This window comes from uncultured Sphingomonas sp. (genome assembly GCF_964244235.1).
In the GTDB taxonomy this organism is placed as follows: Bacteria; Pseudomonadota; Alphaproteobacteria; order Sphingomonadales; family Sphingomonadaceae; genus Sphingomonas.
The window spans coordinates 33,869-50,090 of the sequence record NZ_CAXTII010000010.1 but is presented as its reverse complement, the minus strand read 5'-3'; the positions used below and the strand labels follow the sequence as shown (position 1 = coordinate 50,090).

Annotated in this window: 18 protein-coding genes; 9 read left to right on the top strand and 9 right to left on the bottom strand. The window is 66.6% G+C overall.

Annotation, left to right across the window (positions count from 1 at the left end):
* Nucleotides 1-50: 50 nt before the first annotated feature.
* Together ACFE7D_RS03515 and ACFE7D_RS03510 are read right to left on the bottom strand one after the other, a co-directional pair.
* Nucleotides 51-779, bottom strand: coding sequence for a hypothetical protein (locus ACFE7D_RS03515; RefSeq protein WP_375394042.1), 729 nt, complete (start codon nt 777-779; stop codon nt 51-53).
* Between the two features lie 151 nt (nt 780-930).
* A complete protein-coding gene (locus ACFE7D_RS03510; protein WP_375394041.1) occupies nt 931-1,863 on the bottom strand; it encodes an isoaspartyl peptidase/L-asparaginase family protein in 933 nt (310 codons plus the stop codon).
* A gap of 76 nt (nt 1,864-1,939) precedes the next feature.
* Here ACFE7D_RS03510 and ispG point away from each other — a divergent pair, with 76 nt between their 5' ends.
* Genes ispG through ACFE7D_RS03485 form a run of 5 tightly spaced genes read left to right on the top strand, consistent with a single transcriptional unit; the run spans nt 1,940 to nt 5,107 of the window.
* Complete coding sequence (ispG, locus tag ACFE7D_RS03505; RefSeq protein WP_375394040.1) at nt 1,940-3,076, top strand: flavodoxin-dependent (E)-4-hydroxy-3-methylbut-2-enyl-diphosphate synthase; 1,137 nt, start codon at nt 1,940-1,942, stop codon at nt 3,074-3,076.
* A gap of 36 nt (nt 3,077-3,112) precedes the next feature.
* The gene (locus tag ACFE7D_RS03500; RefSeq protein WP_375394039.1) at nt 3,113-3,358 is read left to right on the top strand and encodes an AbrB/MazE/SpoVT family DNA-binding domain-containing protein; all 246 of its coding nucleotides are present in this window, start codon (nt 3,113-3,115) and stop codon (nt 3,356-3,358) included.
* The gene (locus ACFE7D_RS03495; protein WP_375394038.1) at nt 3,355-3,741 is read left to right on the top strand and encodes a type II toxin-antitoxin system VapC family toxin; all 387 of its coding nucleotides are present in this window, start codon (nt 3,355-3,357) and stop codon (nt 3,739-3,741) included. Before ACFE7D_RS03500 ends, ACFE7D_RS03495 begins: the two co-directional genes overlap by 4 nt.
* Complete coding sequence (locus ACFE7D_RS03490; protein WP_375394037.1) at nt 3,738-4,634, top strand: DMT family transporter; 897 nt, start codon at nt 3,738-3,740, stop codon at nt 4,632-4,634. Before ACFE7D_RS03495 ends, ACFE7D_RS03490 begins: the two co-directional genes overlap by 4 nt.
* The gene (locus ACFE7D_RS03485; RefSeq protein WP_375394036.1) at nt 4,631-5,107 is read left to right on the top strand and encodes a GNAT family N-acetyltransferase; all 477 of its coding nucleotides are present in this window, start codon (nt 4,631-4,633) and stop codon (nt 5,105-5,107) included. Before ACFE7D_RS03490 ends, ACFE7D_RS03485 begins: the two co-directional genes overlap by 4 nt.
* Here the strand turns inward: ACFE7D_RS03485 and ACFE7D_RS03480 are convergent.
* A complete protein-coding gene (locus ACFE7D_RS03480; RefSeq protein ID WP_375394035.1) occupies nt 5,101-5,835 on the bottom strand; it encodes a hypothetical protein in 735 nt (244 codons plus the stop codon). The two genes, ACFE7D_RS03485 and ACFE7D_RS03480, sit on opposite strands and share 7 nt — an antisense overlap.
* Nucleotides 5,836-5,918: 83 nt before the next feature.
* Here ACFE7D_RS03480 and ACFE7D_RS03475 point away from each other — a divergent pair, with 83 nt between their 5' ends.
* The gene (locus tag ACFE7D_RS03475) at nt 5,919-6,266 is read left to right on the top strand and encodes a hypothetical protein (RefSeq protein ID WP_375394034.1); all 348 of its coding nucleotides are present in this window, start codon (nt 5,919-5,921) and stop codon (nt 6,264-6,266) included.
* Nucleotides 6,267-6,278: 12 nt separating this feature from the next.
* Here the strand turns inward: ACFE7D_RS03475 and ACFE7D_RS03470 are convergent, their stop codons facing one another.
* Both ACFE7D_RS03470 and ACFE7D_RS03465 read right to left on the bottom strand, forming a co-directional pair.
* Complete coding sequence (locus ACFE7D_RS03470; protein ID WP_375394033.1) at nt 6,279-6,989, bottom strand: hypothetical protein; 711 nt, start codon at nt 6,987-6,989, stop codon at nt 6,279-6,281.
* A gap of 232 nt (nt 6,990-7,221) precedes the next feature.
* Nucleotides 7,222-8,208: an NAD(P)H-dependent flavin oxidoreductase gene (locus tag ACFE7D_RS03465; protein ID WP_375394048.1), complete on the bottom strand. Its 987-nt coding sequence runs from the start codon at nt 8,206-8,208 to the stop codon at nt 7,222-7,224.
* An 858-nt stretch (nt 8,209-9,066) separates the two neighbouring features.
* Between ACFE7D_RS03465 and ACFE7D_RS03460 the strand changes: the two genes are divergently transcribed.
* On the top strand, nt 9,067-9,921 hold the full coding sequence (locus tag ACFE7D_RS03460; protein WP_375394032.1) for a hypothetical protein: 855 nt from the start codon (nt 9,067-9,069) through the stop codon (nt 9,919-9,921).
* Between the two features lie 10 nt (nt 9,922-9,931).
* On the opposite strand, the gene ACFE7D_RS03455 is transcribed toward ACFE7D_RS03460, so the two are convergent.
* The gene (locus ACFE7D_RS03455; RefSeq protein ID WP_375394031.1) at nt 9,932-11,179 is read right to left on the bottom strand and encodes an aspartate kinase; all 1,248 of its coding nucleotides are present in this window, start codon (nt 11,177-11,179) and stop codon (nt 9,932-9,934) included.
* 54 nt (nt 11,180-11,233) lie between these two features.
* Here ACFE7D_RS03455 and ubiG point away from each other — a divergent pair, with 54 nt between their 5' ends.
* Nucleotides 11,234-11,968, top strand: coding sequence for a bifunctional 2-polyprenyl-6-hydroxyphenol methylase/3-demethylubiquinol 3-O-methyltransferase UbiG (ubiG, locus tag ACFE7D_RS03450; protein ID WP_375394030.1), 735 nt, complete (start codon nt 11,234-11,236; stop codon nt 11,966-11,968).
* Entirely contained in the window at nt 11,968-13,413 is a 1,446-nt protein-coding gene (locus ACFE7D_RS03445; RefSeq protein ID WP_375394029.1) for a hypothetical protein, read from the top strand. The genes ubiG and ACFE7D_RS03445 overlap by 1 nt, the downstream gene beginning before the upstream one ends.
* Before the next feature lie 24 nt (nt 13,414-13,437).
* On the opposite strand, the gene ACFE7D_RS03440 is transcribed toward ACFE7D_RS03445, so the two are convergent.
* From ACFE7D_RS03440 to ACFE7D_RS03430, 3 genes are all read right to left on the bottom strand, one after another.
* Nucleotides 13,438-14,622 (bottom strand): glycosyltransferase, encoded by a 1,185-nt coding sequence (locus ACFE7D_RS03440; RefSeq protein WP_375394028.1) that lies wholly within the window; start codon nt 14,620-14,622, stop codon nt 13,438-13,440.
* 95 nt (nt 14,623-14,717) lie between these two features.
* Nucleotides 14,718-15,257, bottom strand: coding sequence for a DUF2141 domain-containing protein (locus ACFE7D_RS03435; RefSeq protein WP_375394027.1), 540 nt, complete (start codon nt 15,255-15,257; stop codon nt 14,718-14,720).
* Nucleotides 15,254-16,186 carry a hypothetical protein gene (locus ACFE7D_RS03430; RefSeq protein ID WP_375394026.1) on the bottom strand — a complete coding sequence of 311 codons (933 nt, stop codon included), beginning with the start codon at nt 16,184-16,186 and terminating at the stop codon, nt 15,254-15,256. Before ACFE7D_RS03430 ends, ACFE7D_RS03435 begins: the two co-directional genes overlap by 4 nt.
* Nucleotides 16,187-16,222 lie beyond the last annotated feature (36 nt).

The window sequence follows — 16,222 nt, the reverse complement described above, 5'->3', positions numbered from 1 at the left end:
CCAACTATCTGAGGAACTCAGGATATGCTTCAACCTAAATGGAAACGACTCTAGAATGGCACGTCATCATCCAAATCATCTGCAAACCCGCCCCCTCCCACTGACGTCGGGGTCTGTTCGAGTTTCAGTTGAGGGGGTGAGAGACGAGCCTTCTCTCGATCTTCAATTTCCTTATCCTGGCCGATCAACGATATAATAAAAGAAATGCCGGACGGGATTTTTGGCGCCGCAGCAATAGCGCCGGCCGACCCCCCGACCACTCCCATGATCGATGCAGCAACAGCCATCACGCGAGCAAAACTGAGCCGTCGCTTGCTGAGTTCGTGCAGCAGATCGTCAAGCTTATCGTTCATCGCCTGCTTCTTCGCGTCAGTCACATCCAACGCGGCAATGTATGTTCGAAGCTGATCTACCTCTTGATGGATTTTCGCTTTCGTGACCCGCCCCAGCTCAACCGAGTCTGGCATTGAAAGCGCACTACCTAGCAGCCGAACCTTGGCGACTATGCCTGTCACAATAATCTGGAACCGATTGTAGTCACTATAGTCCATAGAAGGTGTCTCTGTCGCGAGCCCTTCGATGCCCAGAGCATCAGCAGTCCCTTGGATAATCGCCATAAACTGGCTTCGCAATTCACCGGCAAAATCGCTTGAATTGGAATCGTCCATCATCCGCTGCAAATTGGCTTGGGCGGTACGTACAAGGACAACGAATTTGTCGGCAGCTTCCTCAGGCAGATTTTCGTACACTTCCTCGGGTATTAAATCATAGCTCGACATTCCGCTCTCCCTTCGAGCGAATTTAACGGCTTAGGCTTCCTCAGCAAGGGTCTCGTCCAGAGGCTTTGAACGAAGGGCCGCTTATTGCATTTGCTATTCTCAAAGCCGCCCTTCCAATTTCGACGATTTTCGCCAATCGTCGCACCCGCTCTTACCCACCCTCATCCCCATAAATCGCCACCACCGCCGCCCCACCGGCCGACAGCATCCCGCGGCTCATCCCCGGCGTCGTGAACGCCCAGTGCGCCGGCCCCTCGCGCCCGACGACGATCGCGCCGCCGGTCCCGCCCAGCGCCTCGACCTCCGCCAGCACCGCATCGGTCGCCGCCGGCAGTGTCGCCCCCGCCAGCCGCACCCGCCCATCGATCTCGTGCCCGACGCCCACGCGCAGGAAATATTCGCCCGAGCCGGTGCACGACACCGCGACGGAACGGTCGTCGGCCCATGTCCCCGCGCCGATCACGGGCGAATCGCCGATCCGGCCCCAGCGCTTGCCGGTCACGCCGCCGGTCGAGGTCGCCGCCGCCAGATGCCCGGCCGCATCGCGCGCGACCGCGCCGACGGTGCCGTATTTCATGTCGACATCGAACCCGTCGCCGCCGCTCGCGATCAGTTCGGCATGCTGTCGGCGACGCTCGTCGGTTTCGAACCAGCCGGGGGTCGCGCGCTCCAGCCCCTGGTCGTCGGCGAACACATCCGCCGCCACGCCCGCCAGGAACACATGCCGCCCGTCCGCCATCACCGCGCGTGCCAGCGCAACCGGGCTGCGCGTCGCCGTGACCCCGGTCACCGCGCCCGCCGCGCGGGTCGCGCCGTCCATGATCGCGGCGTCGAGTTCGATGGCGCCCGCATGCGTCAGTACCGCGCCACGCCCGGCGTTGAAGTGCGGATCGTCCTCCAGCACGCGCACCGCTGCCTCGACCGCATCGAGGGCCGAGCCGCCGTTCACGAGGATCCCCGACCCCGCCGCGATCGCCGCCGTCAGCCCTGCCCGCGCCCCCGCATCCTGTTCGGGGGTCAGCGTCTGGCGTGTCAGGCGGCCTGCGCCGCCATGCACCGCGATCGTCCAGTTCGGGTCGGTCATCGCCGCGCCTTAGCCAGATCGGGGGACCGTCGCCATGGGCTTCCGGTCCACGCCGCAACGCGGTATAAGCCTGCCCATGTCCATTCGTCCCTGGCGCGACATCGTCCGCCGCAAGAGCCGCCAGATCATGGTCGGCAACGTCCCCGTCGGCGGCGACGCGCCCGTCACCGTGCAGACGATGACGAACACGCCGACCAGCGATCCGAAGGCGACGATCGAGCAGATCCGTCGCTGCGAGGAGGCGGGCGCCGACCTGATCCGCGTGTCCTGCCCCGATGTCGAATCGACCGCGGCGCTGAAGCAGATCGTCCGCGCCAGCCGCGTGCCGATCATCGCGGACATCCATTTCCATTATAAGCGCGCGCTGGAAGCCGCCGATGCGGGCGCGGCGTGCCTGCGGATCAACCCGGGCAATATCGGTTCGGCCGCGCGCGTGAAGGAAGTGGTGGACGCGGCCAAGGCCAATGGCTGCGCGATCCGGATAGGGGTGAATGGCGGCAGCCTGGAGAAGGACCTGCTGGAGAAATATGGCGAGCCGTGCCCCGACGCGCTGGTCGAGAGCGCGCTCGATCACATCAAGCTGCTGCAGGACCACGACTTCCACGAATTCAAGGTGGCGGTGAAGGCGTCCGACCTGTTCCTGGCGGTCGCCGCCTATCAGCAATTGGCCGAACAGGTCGATTGCCCGCTGCATCTGGGCATTACCGAGGCAGGCGGGTTCGTCGGCGGCACGGTGAAGTCCGCGATCGGGATGGGATCGCTGCTGTGGTACGGCATCGGCGACACGATCCGCGTATCGCTGTCCGCCGAGCCCGAGGAGGAAGTGCGCGTCGGGTTCGAGATCCTGAAGGCACTCGGCATCCGCAACCGCGGCGTGCGCGTCGTGTCGTGCCCGTCCTGCGCGCGCCAGGGCTTCGACGTCATCCGCACCGTGCAGGCGCTGGAAGAACGGCTCCAGCATATCCGCACGCCGATGTCGCTGTCGGTGCTCGGCTGCGTCGTCAACGGCCCCGGCGAAGCGCGCGAGACCGATATCGGCATCACCGGCGGCGGCAACGGCAAGCACATGGTGTATCTGTCGGGGGTGACCGACCATCACGTGCAGGATTCGGGGATGATCGAGCATATCGTCGGGCTGGTCGAGGCCAAGGCGGCGGAGATCGACGCGGCGGATGCGGTGTTGCTGGCGGCGGTACCGGTGGCGGCTGAATAGGTCCTGTGCCATGGTCTAGGTCCCAGGAGGACCGATATGACCTATCATGCCAAGGTGATCGCCGGCGGGAAGATTGTCATCCCTTCGGAATTGCGTCACGAATTCGGAATAAAGGACGGCGATTCGTTGGTCTTGACGCGCGACGATGCCGGCGGCCTGTTAGTCAGGACCTTCGACCAGGCAATTCGCGATAGCCAGCGAAAGGCGCGCGAAATGTTTGGCGCAGACTATACGGTCGATCAATTCCTTGCAGAAAATCGTGCCGATTGGGGCGAGGTGTGACGGTTGTCATCGACGCGGCCGCGCTGATGGCGCTGCTCCTAGATGAACGCGGAGCGGATATCGTATCCGGCATCATTCGCGGAGCGACGATTTCCACCGTCAACATTTCGGAATGCTGCGCGCGCGGCGTGGAACGCGGCGCAACCGCGGAGGCGGTCTTGGCGATGATCGCCGACTATGAAATGCGGATCGTCGACTGCGATCTGGCGCAGGCCGCCGAGGCGGCGCGATTGCGCGAGCCGACACGCGCAACGGGATCTTCGCTGGGCGATCGAATGTGCTTGGCGTTGGCAAGGCTTCGCAGTGGTACGATCTACACAGCGGATCGCCGGATGGGCTCTCTCGATGGTAAGCTCGGACTCGACATCCGCCTCATCCGATGACCCATCCCAAAACCGCCCCCGCGACCGCGTTCATGGTCGCGGCCGGCGGGATCGCGATCTATTCCTGCATGGATGCCATCATGAAGCGGCTGTCGATCGACAGCGGCGCGTACAGCGCGGTGCTGTGGCGGTCGGTCGCGGGGGTGGCGATCACCGGATCGGTATTCCTCGCGCGCCGTCGGCCGTGGCCCGGACGCGACGCGCTGAACCTCCATATCGCACGCGGGCTGGCGGCGGGGGCGAGTATCCTGTTGTTCTTCTGGGGGCTCGAGCGCGTGCCGATGGCGAAATCGGTCGCGCTCACGTTCCTCGCGCCGCTGATCGCGCTGTACCTCGCCGCCGCGTTCCTCGGCGAGACGATCCGCCGCGCGGCGATCGCCGGGTCGCTGGTCGCGGTCGTCGGCGTCCTGGTCATCGCCGCGGGCGAGATGCGGGCGGAGGCTTCCGCGGACAGCCTGGCGGGGACGGTCGCGATCGTCGTCGCGTCCGTCCTCTACGCCGGCAGCCTGATCCTGCTGCGCCGCCAGGCGCAGGCGGCGGACCCGCTGGAGGTGACGTTGTTCACCAGTCTCGTCATCGGCACCGTGTTGCTCGCCGGCGCGCCCTGGTTCTCGGGCTGGCCGGCCGCGGCACAACTTTCCGCGATCGGCGTGGCGGCGGTGCTCGGGACGGTGTCGTCGGTGTGCCTGGCCTGGGCCTATGGCCGGGCCGAGGCGCAGGTGCTGGCGCCGGTCGAATATACCGCGTTCGTCTGGTCCGCGATCCTCGGCTTCGCAGTCTTCGGCGAGCGCGTTTCGCCCTTCACGCTGGCGGGCGCGGCGCTGATCGTCGGCGGTTGCATCGTCGCGGTGCGCCGCGCCATGCCGGTGCCGATGAGCGAGGCTGGCGCATGATCCGTGCAGCGACCGTGGCGGATGTGCCGGTGATCCTGTCATTCATCCGCGATCTCGCCGCGTTCGAACGCGAGCCCGGCGCGGTGCATACGACCGAGGCAATGCTGGCGGAGGCGCTGTTCGGGGTGTCCCCGGCAGCGGAGGCGATCATCGCGCAAGACGACGGCGCGGCGATCGGCTTCGCGCTGTACTTCCATAATTTCTCGACCTGGACGGGGCGGCGCGGGCTGTATCTGGAGGATCTGTACGTCACGCCAGCAGCGCGCGGGGGCGGCGTCGGCAAGGCGCTGCTTACGCATCTCGCGCGGATCGCGGTGGACCGGGACTGCGCGCGCCTCGAATGGTCGGTGCTCGACTGGAACATGGAAGCGATCGGATTCTACCAGTCGATCGGCGCGGTCGGCATGGACGAATGGACGGTGCAGCGGCTCACCGGCGACGCGCTACGCCGGCTCGTCGATCCGGATCACTGAAATACGCTCGGGTCGAGTTCCAGCCGCGGATGCGCCGTTGCCAATGTGATATGCGGCGCGACGGCGATCGCGGCGACGGTCTGCGGTTGCGCGCGGAGCGGCGCGGGACGGTTCACGCCGCGCCACGCATCGAACGCGCGGTAGACATCGGTGAAGGGTCGGTCGAGCGCTGGCAGTTGGGCAGCGGCGAAGCCCGGCAGAGCATCGTCGGGCACCGTCGCCGCATCCGTCAGCACCTCCGCCGCGGCGGTGCAGAAGGCGGTGCGCGCCGGCGACAGAGAGAAATAATTGTACAGCCGGGTCATCGCATCGTCGTACCGGTCGCGCCAATCGCCGCCGCCGTGCCGCCATTCCGCGGCGAAGCGCGTCTCCGCAGCGGACAGCGTCGTGCGCCGGCGAGCCAGCATCGCGTTGTACGACGCCACGATCGCATCGCCCTGCGCACCCCGACAGGCTAGCGCGGCGACGTTCAGCGCGACCCGGAAATGCCACAAGGTGGCGTCGGGACTGAGCCCCCGATTGGGCGTCTGGTAGCTGCCGTCGGGCAGCATCAGCGGGACCGTCATCGTCGGCGACACCCCGGGCGGCAAGGCCGGTGCCGCGGCGATGACAACGGGTGCGGGGACGGGCGCGACCGCGACGATCGGCGGATGCCCGGCGCAGGCGGTCAAAGCGGCGGACAGGATCCCGGCGAAAACGCTTGTGGACAGGACACGTACGCTGGCCATCACTCGACGATCCTTCCGCCCCCCGGCATGACGGGACATCTGCACGCGTTTCGGTTAAGACCGCGTAAAGCAGAGGAGGAACCATGCGTTTTGCGAGAGCGAGCTTCGCGCTTGCCGGGATCTACGGGCTGGTGGCGACGCTGGCGGTCTATATCCGGCAGCCGCTGTCGGCGGCGACGCTCGCGGCATGGTGGTTCGCGGGCGCGGCGGCGGCGACCCAGCTCGCCTATCTGCTGATCGCCGGCGATCCGCGGCGGTATGCCCCCGTTATTCCGATCGGCATCGCCTCGAAGCTCAGCTTCGCGCTGCCGGTGTTCTGGCTGGCGGCGAAGGGCGTGTCCGCGATGCCGATCCCCTTCGCGCTGATCGATGTCGCGCTCGCCGCGCTGTTCGCGGTCAATTACGTGCGGTTGCGGCGGATGGCGCGCTAGCCTTCGCGGCATTCACGGTCCCTCGGTTCCGATCCGCGGTCCGAGTGCGCCTTCCGTGGTAACCGCGGCAACGGTCGCGATCACCGCACGCGGCCCGTGCGTGTCGTTCCACCGCATCATCCGAGCATGATATTCGTCGATTGTCGCGAAGGCGGCGAGGAACGGTGCCTCCAGCCGGGGCAGGACCGCCGCAGCGAAGGCAGGAAAATCGTCGGGTTCAACGGTTTGCGCCTCATGAAGCACCGCGTTTGCCTCGCGGCAAAAGCCGCCTTGTGCGGATGGTTGTGCCCAGAAATTGTATAGCCTCGTCATCGCCTCGTCGTTCGCCGCCTGCCAGTCGGCACCGAACCGCGCCTTGAAGCGGGCACCGACCCCATCCTGTGCGGCGGCGAGCGCCACCCTGTCGGCGTTAAGCAGCGCGTTATACGCCGCGACATTCTCCCCCGCCTGCTGCCGGCATCCGAGCGCGGCGACGTTTAACGCGACTCGCACATGCCAGGTCACTTCTTCGGGCGACAAGTCGCGGTTGAGCGTCCGGTATGCGCCCGTCGCGTCGTGGGGCGGCGCTGCAAAGCTTGCCGCCATGCCGAGGGGCAGGGCGGGCGGCGCGTCGTCGGAAGCCACGGGGTTCGCCGCTGGCCGCGCCGCGGCGGCGAAGTCCTGCGCCTGTGCCGTCACCGTCAGACCCGCGACCATCAATGCCGCGACCACCATAATCCGCATGATTCAATCCCCTTGCTACCCCGGGGGAAATGTCGCCCGTCCGGATCAACAAGGGGTTGAGAAGGAGCGATAAGGCTGCGGTAACCGCAATGCGACGATGCCGGCCCCTATGCCTCCCCGGCGCAGGCCGGGGCCCATTTGCCGAACGAAAGCGATGAAACCGCATCGCGTCGCGATCTCCCTGTTGGGCCCCGGCCGCCGCCGGCGGAGGATGGGGTGGACGCGGCGTGTGTCAGCCCGCCCGCTTCTCGAACGCTGCGCTCGCCTGTGCCATCAACGCCGCGATAATGGCGGCGAGCGGTTCTTCCTTCGTCACCATCCCGACCGACTGACCCGCCATCAGGCTGCCATTCTCGACATCGCCGTCGATCACCGCGCGGCGCAGCGCGCCGGCCCAGTAATGCTCGATCTCCAGCTGCGCCTCCAGCATCGCGACCTTGCCCTCGTCCAGGCCTTGCGCGACGCTACGCTGCTTGGCGGTGAACAGGTCGCTCGACGCGTTCTTCAGCGCGCGGACCGGGATGACGGGCAGCCGCGGATCGATCTGCACGCTCGCCACCGCATCGCGCGCGGAGGCACGGATGAACGCGCGCTTGAAATTGGGATGCGCGATCGATTCGGTCGCGCAGACGAAGCGCGTGCCGAGCTGCACCCCCGCCGCGCCCATGTCGAGATACCCCGCGATCGCCTCGCCGCGGCCGATCCCGCCGGCGACGAACACCGGCACCTGGTCGGCGATCTCGGGCAGCATCTCCTGCGCGAGCACGCTGGTCGAGACCGGGCCGATATGCCCCCCCGCCTCCATCCCCTCGATGATCAGCGCGTCGACACCCGAGCGGATCAGCTTCTTCGCCAGCGCCAATGCTGGGGTGAAGGCGATGAGTTTCGCGCCCGTCTCCTTGATCGCCTCGATGCTGCCCTTGGGCGGCAGGCCACCGGCGAGGACGACATGGCCGACCCGGTGCTTAGCGCACACCGCGATCAGGTCGAACAGACCGGGATGCATCGTGATGAGGTTCACCCCGAACGGCTTGTCCGTCAGCGCCTTGGTCGCCGCGATCTCGGTATCGAGCAATGCGGGCGTCATCGCGCCGCACGCGATCACCCCGAACCCGCCCGCATTCGACATCGCCGCGACCAGGTTGCGCTCGCTGACCCACGACATCGCCCCGCACAGGATCGCGACCTCCGAGCCGAGGAACGCGGTGCCGCGCGCCATGCGGGCGGTCAGGCGGTCGGTGCCCGGCGAAGGGAGGGTGGAGGCGGGCGATCGGGAGAGGGTGTCGGTCATCGTGCAGGCCTACTCCGCCACGGGACGATGGAGCAAGCGGGTCGGGTACGTCACCGGCGATCGGGCTCAGGTCACGGGCGCGGGCTTGCCGCCGAGCGTCGCGGCGAAGCGGAAGCCTACACGGCAGCATTGGCACGATCGCTGCAGCAAACTTAAAATAGCTATCAAAGTCGACGTTGTTGCGTTCATCAAAATTGAACAGGCGTTCTAGCCTTTTTGGACTCGTCCGCCTCGGCGAGAAACAGAGGGGTTATTTATGCAAATACCAATCATTCGTCGTCGGATGCTCCTTCATTACTGGTTTTTCGGTTGTCCTTGGCATCCCAGCTGCACCTGCCTTCGCTCAAAATGATGAAACACCCTATGAATATTGCATCGATCGGTGTAACGTTAACTTCGGTTGCGACCCAACAAGTGCCGCATATCAAAGGTGCAGAACCAGTGTTATGTAACGAATGGTTCTGCAGGTGGAGGCGGAAACGGTGGCAATGGCACAACTCCAATCGGCAATGGCACCTATTACTGTCAACAGAACGGGGGCTGCTCGTATTCGCCAAACTAATATGGGGACGTGGACGATTTCAAACGTCCCCGTCGTTGATTTATCCGGCGATTGGCGGCAATCGATCTGACGTCGTCCAAACTTGCGGAAGACACGAAAGTACCAGGCAAGTGGGCCGTGCCTCCAGTCTCCCGACGGATCAACTATGTTGGTAGTGACCCAAAGACGGCAAGCCACCGCGCGAACGAAAGGTTCTGACTATGAGAGCGACAACCCTATGTGCGATGGCGGCCCTGACAATCGCAACGGCCGCATATGGTCAGCAACCGTCCCCCGCCACGCCAACGCGTGATGCCGATATCGTGGTCCAGCACCGCACCGATGCCGCGATCGCGCGACTGGTCGCGATGATGACTAGCGCGCCGCACGGCGCGCAGGTCGCACGCTGGAACGGCACGATCTGCCCGCGCGTGCTCGATCTGGACGACACCCATGCGGGGCTGATCGAGGACCGGATCGGCACAGTTGCACGCAGCATCGGCGTTTCCGTCGCGTCGCGCCCATGCACGCCCACCATCGTCATCATCGCGAGCGCCGATGCCGACGCCCTGGCGCGAGCGTTCGTGGAACAACATCCCGGATTATTGTCCGACCCGAAATATGGCATCCATCACGGGTCCGCGCTTACCGAAATTGAAGCGCCAAGGCCGGTGCGCTGGATCGATGCCTCTCGAACCGGAAGTGCCGACGGCAACCGTCTCTCCGGGGATGCGGACGACGAATCGGTCGGCGCGACGATCGCCTATAATGGCGGGTCGCGCATTCACCGTCAGGTGCGCGAGAACATGGCCGCGTCGCTCGTCATCGTCGATACCAAGCGTCTCGATCACATCACCTGGGGTCAGCTGGCCGATTATCTGGCGCTGGTGACGCTCGCTCGGCCCAGGCTCGACGCGAACGAACCCGACTCCATCACGTCGATTTTCAAAGCGCGCGATGCTGGTGTCCGAGGTCCCCAATCCCTGACGCCGACGGACCTTTCGGTGCTGAAGGGACTCTACAATACCGATCCCGCCCTGGGACCGACGGCGCAGCGTGCGCAGATAGCGCAGCAGATCGAGCGGAACGGGAAGCGCTGAGGCCGCCCCCTCACTCCGCCGCATCCAGCCCGTACGCCGTATGCAGCACCCGCACCGCAAGCTCGGTATAATCCTCCTCGATCAGCACGCTGACCTTGATCTCGCTCGTCGCGATCGCCTGGATGTTGATGCCGCGCTCGCCCAGCGTCGTGAACATCGTCGCGGCGACGCCCGCATGGCTGCGCATGCCGACGCCCACCACCGACACCTTCGCGACGTGGGTGTCGGGGACGAGGCTCGCATAGCCGATGTTGTCGCGCGCGCCCTCCAGCACGTCGATGGTCCGCGTCAGGTCGACTGCGGGGACGGTGAAGGTCACGTCGGTCGATCCGGTCGAATGCGCGATGTTCTGCACGATCATGTCGACGTTGATCCCTGCACCGGCAAGCGGCGCGAAGATCGCGGCGACCGATCCGGGGCGGTCGCTGACCTGGGTCAACGTGATCTTCGCCTCGTTCTTGTCGTGCGCGATGCCGGTGATGAGCTGGCGTTCCATGTCGTCGATCTCCTCTTCGCCCACGATCAGCGTGCCGCGGTGTCCGTCATCGTCGCGCGCGTCCTCGAAGCTGGACAGGACGCGCACGCGCACCCCCTCCTTCATCGCGAGCCCGACCGATCGCGTCTGCAGCACCTTGGCCCCCACGCTCGCGAGTTCGAGCATTTCCTCATACGTCACGCGGCTCAATTTGCGCGCGCGGGGGACGATGCGCGGATCGGTCGTATAGACGCCATCGACGTCGGTGTAGATGTCGCACCGGTCCGCCTTCATCGCCGCCGCCACCGCGACCGCCGAGGTGTCCGATCCGCCGCGGCCGAGCGTCGTCACCCGGCCGCTGCCGTCGATGCCCTGGAAGCCCGGGATCACCGCGACGACCCCTTGCGCGAGCGAGGCATCCAGCGCGGTCATGTCGATCGCCTCGATCCGCGCCGAGGCATGCGCGTCCGAGGTCCCGATCGGCAATTGCCAGCCGAGCCAGCTTCGCGCGGGGACGCCCGCTGCCTGGAGCGCGATGGCGAGCAGCCCGCTCGTCACCTGCTCGCCCGACGATACGACGACGTCATATTCGCGCGCGTCGTAGCGCGCGGAGGCTTCGCGGCAGAAGCCGACCAGCCGGTCGGTCTCCCCCGCCATCGCCGAGACAACGACCGCGACCTGGTTGCCGGCGTCGACTTCGCGCTTCACGCGGGCGGCGACGATCCTGATCCGCTCGATCCCCGCCATCGAGGTGCCCCCGAACTTCATCACGATCCGTGCCATCGCTGCGTGCCATAATCCTTGTTGGGGGCGGGGCCATCCTGATAGGAAGCGGCCATGGCAAGCGCAAGCACGACGATCGCCCCGCACCAGGCCGCGCATTTCGGGCGGTTGGCGAAGGATTGGTGGGACCCGGCGGGGTCCTCCGCGATGCTGCACAAGCTGAACCCGCCGCGGCTGGGCTATATCCGCGCGGCGGTGGACGCGCATTGGGGCGGCGATGCGCAGGGGTTCGCGCCGCTCGCCGGCCGGACCGCGCTGGATGTCGGCTGCGGCGCGGGGCTGCTTGCCGAACCGCTCGCGCGGCTTGGCGCGAGCGTGACGGGGATCGACGCGGCACCGGAGAATATCGCGGTGGCGCAAGGCCATGCGGCGTCGGGGGGGCTGTCTATCGACTACCGCGCGGGCGGGATCGAAGCGACGGAGGGCGCGCGGTTCGATCTCGTCACCTGTCTCGAAGTCATCGAACATGTCATCGATCGCGCGGCGTTCGTGGCAGGGCTGGCGGGGGCGGTCGCGCCCGGCGGGATGCTGATACTGTCGACCCCCAACCGGACGCCTTTGTCGAGGCTGGCGCTGATCGGGATTGCTGAAGGCACCGGGCGCATCCCCAGGGGCACGCATGACTGGGAAGCGTTCCTGACGCCTGACGAACTGACCGCGCTGCTGACGGCGGCGGGATTGCGGGTCATCGACACGACCGGGCTGGTCCTGTCGCCCGCGCGCGGGTTCGTGACCGGGACATCGACGCAACTCGATTATTTCATGACCGCCGTCCCCGCCCGGGATTGATGCCCGGCCCACCCACGCTGCCCGCCGTCGATCGCCATTGGCGCACGCTCGCGCTGCTCGCCCTCGTCGCGCTGGCGGCGCGCGCGGCGAGCTTCGGCGATCCGGTGATCCATGTCGACGAGGAGTTCTACCTCACCATGGCGAGCGCGATGGGACACGGCGCGCTGCCGTTCGTCGACATCTGGGACCGCAAGCCGATCGGGCTGTTCCTGCTGTACCTGCCCGCGGGTGCGCTGCCGTTGCCCTGTTCGGTGCTGGTGTATCAGGCGATGGCGCTCGCCAGCCTGATCGCGACCGCGTGGCTGATCGTGCAGCTCGCGATCCGGGCCGGGTGGGTGCGCGGCGCGGTGCCCGGCGGGGTCGCCTATGCCCTGTGGCCGGACCTGCTGAACGGCGTCGGCGGGCAGGCGCCGATCTTCTACAACCTGCCGATGGTGGCTGCGGCGTGGCTGATCATCCCCGCCGAAGCGCGACCGCGGCGGCGGGCGATGGGGGTCGCCGCGATGCTGCTCGTCGGCGTGTCGCTGCAGATCAAATATTCGGTCGTGTTCGAAGGCGTGTTCTTCGGGCTCTGGCTGCTGGGGCAGGAATGGCGCACGACCAGGTCGATCGCCGCGGTCGTCGGGTATGGCGGGCTGCTGATCGTCGCCGCGCTCGCGCCGACGCTCGCCGCGCTCGCGGTCTATGCGGCACTCGGTCAGACGGATGCGTTCGTCTACGCCAATTTCCTGTCGGTCCTGCACCGCAATCCCGATCCCGGGCCGGAGATGTTGCGCAACATCGGCACTTTGCTGCTGATCCTGTCGCCGCTGTTGGCGATGGCGGCTGGCGGGCGCGGCGGGGCGGAGGTCGGCAATGCGCGCGTCCGGCAATTCCTGGCGATATGGCTGTGCGTCGCGATCATGGGCGTCGCGCTGTTTCCGCCGTGGTTCGATCATTACGGCCTGCCGATCCTGGTGCCGGGCACGGCCTGCGCGGCGGGGTTCTTCGTGCAGGCCCGCCATCGGCGGATCGGTATCGCGGTGCTGCTGCTGGTCGCGATCGGCGGGCAGGCCACGGTACTGGTCAACCGCGCCAATCGCGGCGACGGCGCACAGCTGAGCGCGCTTGCCCGGGCGGTGGGGTCGGGGCCGGGGTGCCTCTATGTCTATTCGGGATCGACGATGCTGTATCCGGTGACGGGGCGGTGCCGGGTGTCGCGCTACGTCGTGCCCGCGCATATCAACCGCGCGCGCGAAAGCGGCGCGACCGGGATCGATCAGGCCGCCGAGCTACGCCGCATTCTCGAGAGGCAGCCGGCGGTTATCGTGATGCGCCCGCCGTTCCGCGGCGAACGCCCGGACATCCGCGCGCTGCTGCTGGGCGATATCCGTCCCCACTACCGGCTGTCGGCGATCCGGCCGATGGGGCGCGAGCGGATCGCGATCTACAAGCGGACCGGCTGACGGATCGGCCGACGGTCAACTGACTTAGGCGACGCGCGCCGACGCACGCTTTGCCGCGACCAGCGCTTCGTAATAGGTGATCAGTTCCGCGGCATGTTCGCGGTCCGACCGGACCTTCGTTGCCGCGACTTCGGCCGCGCGGCGAAGCATCGGCCGGTCGCGCGCGTAGAGCCGGGTGATCGCCGCGGCGCAGCTCTCCGCACTGCGCGCGGTATAGCGTTCGCTCGATCGCGGATCGGCGACCTCGGCGCAACCGCCGGTATCGGGGACGATCAGCGGCAGTCCGGATGCCATCGCCTCCGACGCGACCAGCCCGAACGGCTCTGCCTCCGATCCGTGGATCAGCGCATCGCAGCTCGCCATGATCCGCGCCAGCCGCTCACGGTCATAAACCGGGCGGAACAGGCGGATGTGCGGCGATCCGGCGATCCGTTTCTCCATCCGCTTGCTGTCGCCGCCAATGCCGATCTGCACCATGCCGACGGGAATGCGCGCGCCCGCACGCTCGACCGCATCGATCACCATCGGCCAGCGCTTTTCGGGATGATGCCGCCCAAGTCCGAGGAGCAGCAGCGAGTCCTCGGGCAGATCGCACTGCGCCAGCAACGCGCGGCGTAGCGCCGGATCGCGGAACGCCGGGGAAAAATACTGGCGCTCGATCCCCAGCGGCATCGCCGCGTCGATCCTGACCCCGCGCGCGCCGAGCCGCTTCTGCAACGCCGGCCCGTTGGTCAGGACGGTGTCGTATTTCGCCAGGAAGCGGCCCATATACCGGCTGTACCAGGCGAACGCGTCCTCGATCCGCCCCGGGCTCGCCACGCTTTCGAACCAGCGTTGCGGATAGGCGGCGACATTGTCGTTGTGCATGAAGAACGACTTGACCGCCCGTCCCTGCCAGTCGCCGACGATCCAGGCGGGGCGCCAGGGGGAACAGCATTCGACGACATCGGGATCGATCGCATCGAGCAGACCCGTAATCGGTGCCGCGTCCCAGAACAGCCCGTAATTGGCGTCGAACGGCAGCACCGGGGCCTTGACGTAATGGATCCGCCCGCCACCCGGACGCTCCTCGACCGCATCGGCTCGGCCGGGCGCGACGACGATCAGCTCATGCCCCATCTCGGACAGGATCGACATCTTGCGATCGATATAGGTTCGGACGCCGCCACCGGCCGGCGCATAGAATTCATTGACGTCGACAATCCGCATCGCTGGCCTTGCTACTCCGACTCGCGTTGCAAACCAACGACGATATCGACCCGTTCCAATACGGCCGCCGAGGCCGGACTGTCCTTACCCGCCGATCAGTTGCTCAGGGGCGCGAAGCCGCCGAGCCCGCGCAGATATTGCACGCGGATGTTCGTCACCGTCACGCCCTTGCCGACCTCGACCAGCGCTTCGTCCACGCTCGGTCGCTGCCGGCCGAGTTTGCGGTTGCTCGGAAATCCGGCACCGTCGGACCAGAAGCTGAACTTGTTCTTGCCGTCGCGATTATGCGTGAACAGCAACGCGTAGCGGCCGGGCCTGGGCACCTTCATGCACATCACCAGTTCGCCGGTCGCCGGCGGCTTCACCTGGACGCGGCGAAAGAACTTGCCCTGCGCGATCAGGTCGTGGTCGTCCTTCAGGAAATCGGTCGTATTGTCGGGATAGAGTTCCAGCTTCACGATGCCGGTCCGGTCCTTCAGCCCGGCGATGTTGGCCTGGATCGCGGGCCCTTCGTTCGCCGGACACGGCTCCGCCTCGGCCTGTGCAGCGACCGGTGCCGCCATCCCAGGCGCCACGCCGAGCGCCATGGCCAGGGTCAGCAGACCGGCGGCAGTCTTCATGAACGCGAACGTCATCCGAATTTCCTCTTCGCCAGCCCGTACAGGCTGAACAGCACGATGAAGACGACATGCACGAGCAATGTTAGCGCTGCGGTGAACGCCATCAACCGCGACAGCGCCTCCCCCTGCCCGATCAACAGGATCGCGAAGTTGGCGAAAAGAAGGTCCTTGTTGGGCACCAGCGGCAGCCGCGAGACGAGCAGGCGTCCGGCGGCGAGGAACAACCACATGCCGATCGACACCTCGGGCAGCGCGAAATGCCAGGCGAACGCGATCAGGATCGACCCGGCGACGAGGCGCAGGCAATGCACGCCGAAGATCCACCACAGGACGCGCCGCGACAGCGAAAAGACGCGTTTCGAAAAGATCAGGAAGGGCAGCGACATCGCGAACACGATCACCGCCGACCCGCTGAGCATCTGGACCTGCCCCGTGGTCATCAGCGCATGACCCAGCGGCAGCGCGACGCCCATCATCAGCAGCGTGACCGCGTTGCCGGCGATGGCGGACAGGATCGACACGTCCTTGACCGCACCGAACGGTGCCGCGACCATCGTCGCGCGCGCGCGTGCCCAGGCGTAGAAATACGCCTCGCCCAGATACCCGAGCACGACGTCGTTCGCGATCCGCTTCTTGATCAGCGCCGCCAGACCGCCGCCGAGCGGAATGCCCCATAGCCGACGGAAGATGACATGGTCGCCGATCGGCAGCGACATGTAGAGCAGCGCGAAACAGAGATAGAAACGGGGGTCGACCGGCACCGAGCGGCCGAGCCCCGCCAGCCCGGAGCCGAGCAATTGTCGCCCGAGCCCGACGATCATCGCGATGGTCAGCGCCGTGCCGGCGATGGCGGACCAGTGGCGGCGCCTGGAGGGCAGCGGTTCCAGCCCGGCGATATCGACCGCGGGCGTGGCAGTCGGCGACGGGGACGTCGGTACGAGCAATCCGGGCGCGGTTGCGGTGTCGGTCGTCAGCGGGAA

Bases quoted from the DNA above. Each gene is read 5' to 3' on its own strand.
- ACFE7D_RS03515 (WP_375394042.1), bottom strand. From the start codon at position 779: ATGTCGAGCTATGATTTAATACCCGAGGAAGTGTACGAAAATCTGCCT.
- ACFE7D_RS03510 (WP_375394041.1), bottom strand. From the start codon at position 1,863: ATGACCGACCCGAACTGGACGATCGCGGTGCATGGCGGCGCAGGCCGC.
- ispG (WP_375394040.1), top strand. From the start codon at position 1,940: ATGTCCATTCGTCCCTGGCGCGACATCGTCCGCCGCAAGAGCCGCCAG.
- ACFE7D_RS03500 (WP_375394039.1), top strand. From the start codon at position 3,113: ATGACCTATCATGCCAAGGTGATCGCCGGCGGGAAGATTGTCATCCCT.
- ACFE7D_RS03490 (WP_375394037.1), top strand. From the start codon at position 3,738: ATGACCCATCCCAAAACCGCCCCCGCGACCGCGTTCATGGTCGCGGCC.
- ACFE7D_RS03485 (WP_375394036.1), top strand. From the start codon at position 4,631: ATGATCCGTGCAGCGACCGTGGCGGATGTGCCGGTGATCCTGTCATTC.
- ACFE7D_RS03480 (WP_375394035.1), bottom strand. From the start codon at position 5,835: ATGGCCAGCGTACGTGTCCTGTCCACAAGCGTTTTCGCCGGGATCCTG.
- ACFE7D_RS03475 (WP_375394034.1), top strand. From the start codon at position 5,919: ATGCGTTTTGCGAGAGCGAGCTTCGCGCTTGCCGGGATCTACGGGCTG.
- ACFE7D_RS03470 (WP_375394033.1), bottom strand. From the start codon at position 6,989: ATGCGGATTATGGTGGTCGCGGCATTGATGGTCGCGGGTCTGACGGTG.
- ACFE7D_RS03465 (WP_375394048.1), bottom strand. From the start codon at position 8,208: ATGGCGCGCGGCACCGCGTTCCTCGGCTCGGAGGTCGCGATCCTGTGC.
- ACFE7D_RS03460 (WP_375394032.1), top strand. From the start codon at position 9,067: ATGGCGGCCCTGACAATCGCAACGGCCGCATATGGTCAGCAACCGTCC.
- ACFE7D_RS03455 (WP_375394031.1), bottom strand. From the start codon at position 11,179: ATGGCACGGATCGTGATGAAGTTCGGGGGCACCTCGATGGCGGGGATC.
- ubiG (WP_375394030.1), top strand. From the start codon at position 11,234: ATGGCAAGCGCAAGCACGACGATCGCCCCGCACCAGGCCGCGCATTTC.
- ACFE7D_RS03445 (WP_375394029.1), top strand. From the start codon at position 11,968: ATGCCCGGCCCACCCACGCTGCCCGCCGTCGATCGCCATTGGCGCACG.
- ACFE7D_RS03440 (WP_375394028.1), bottom strand. From the start codon at position 14,622: ATGCGGATTGTCGACGTCAATGAATTCTATGCGCCGGCCGGTGGCGGC.
- ACFE7D_RS03435 (WP_375394027.1), bottom strand. From the start codon at position 15,257: ATGACGTTCGCGTTCATGAAGACTGCCGCCGGTCTGCTGACCCTGGCC.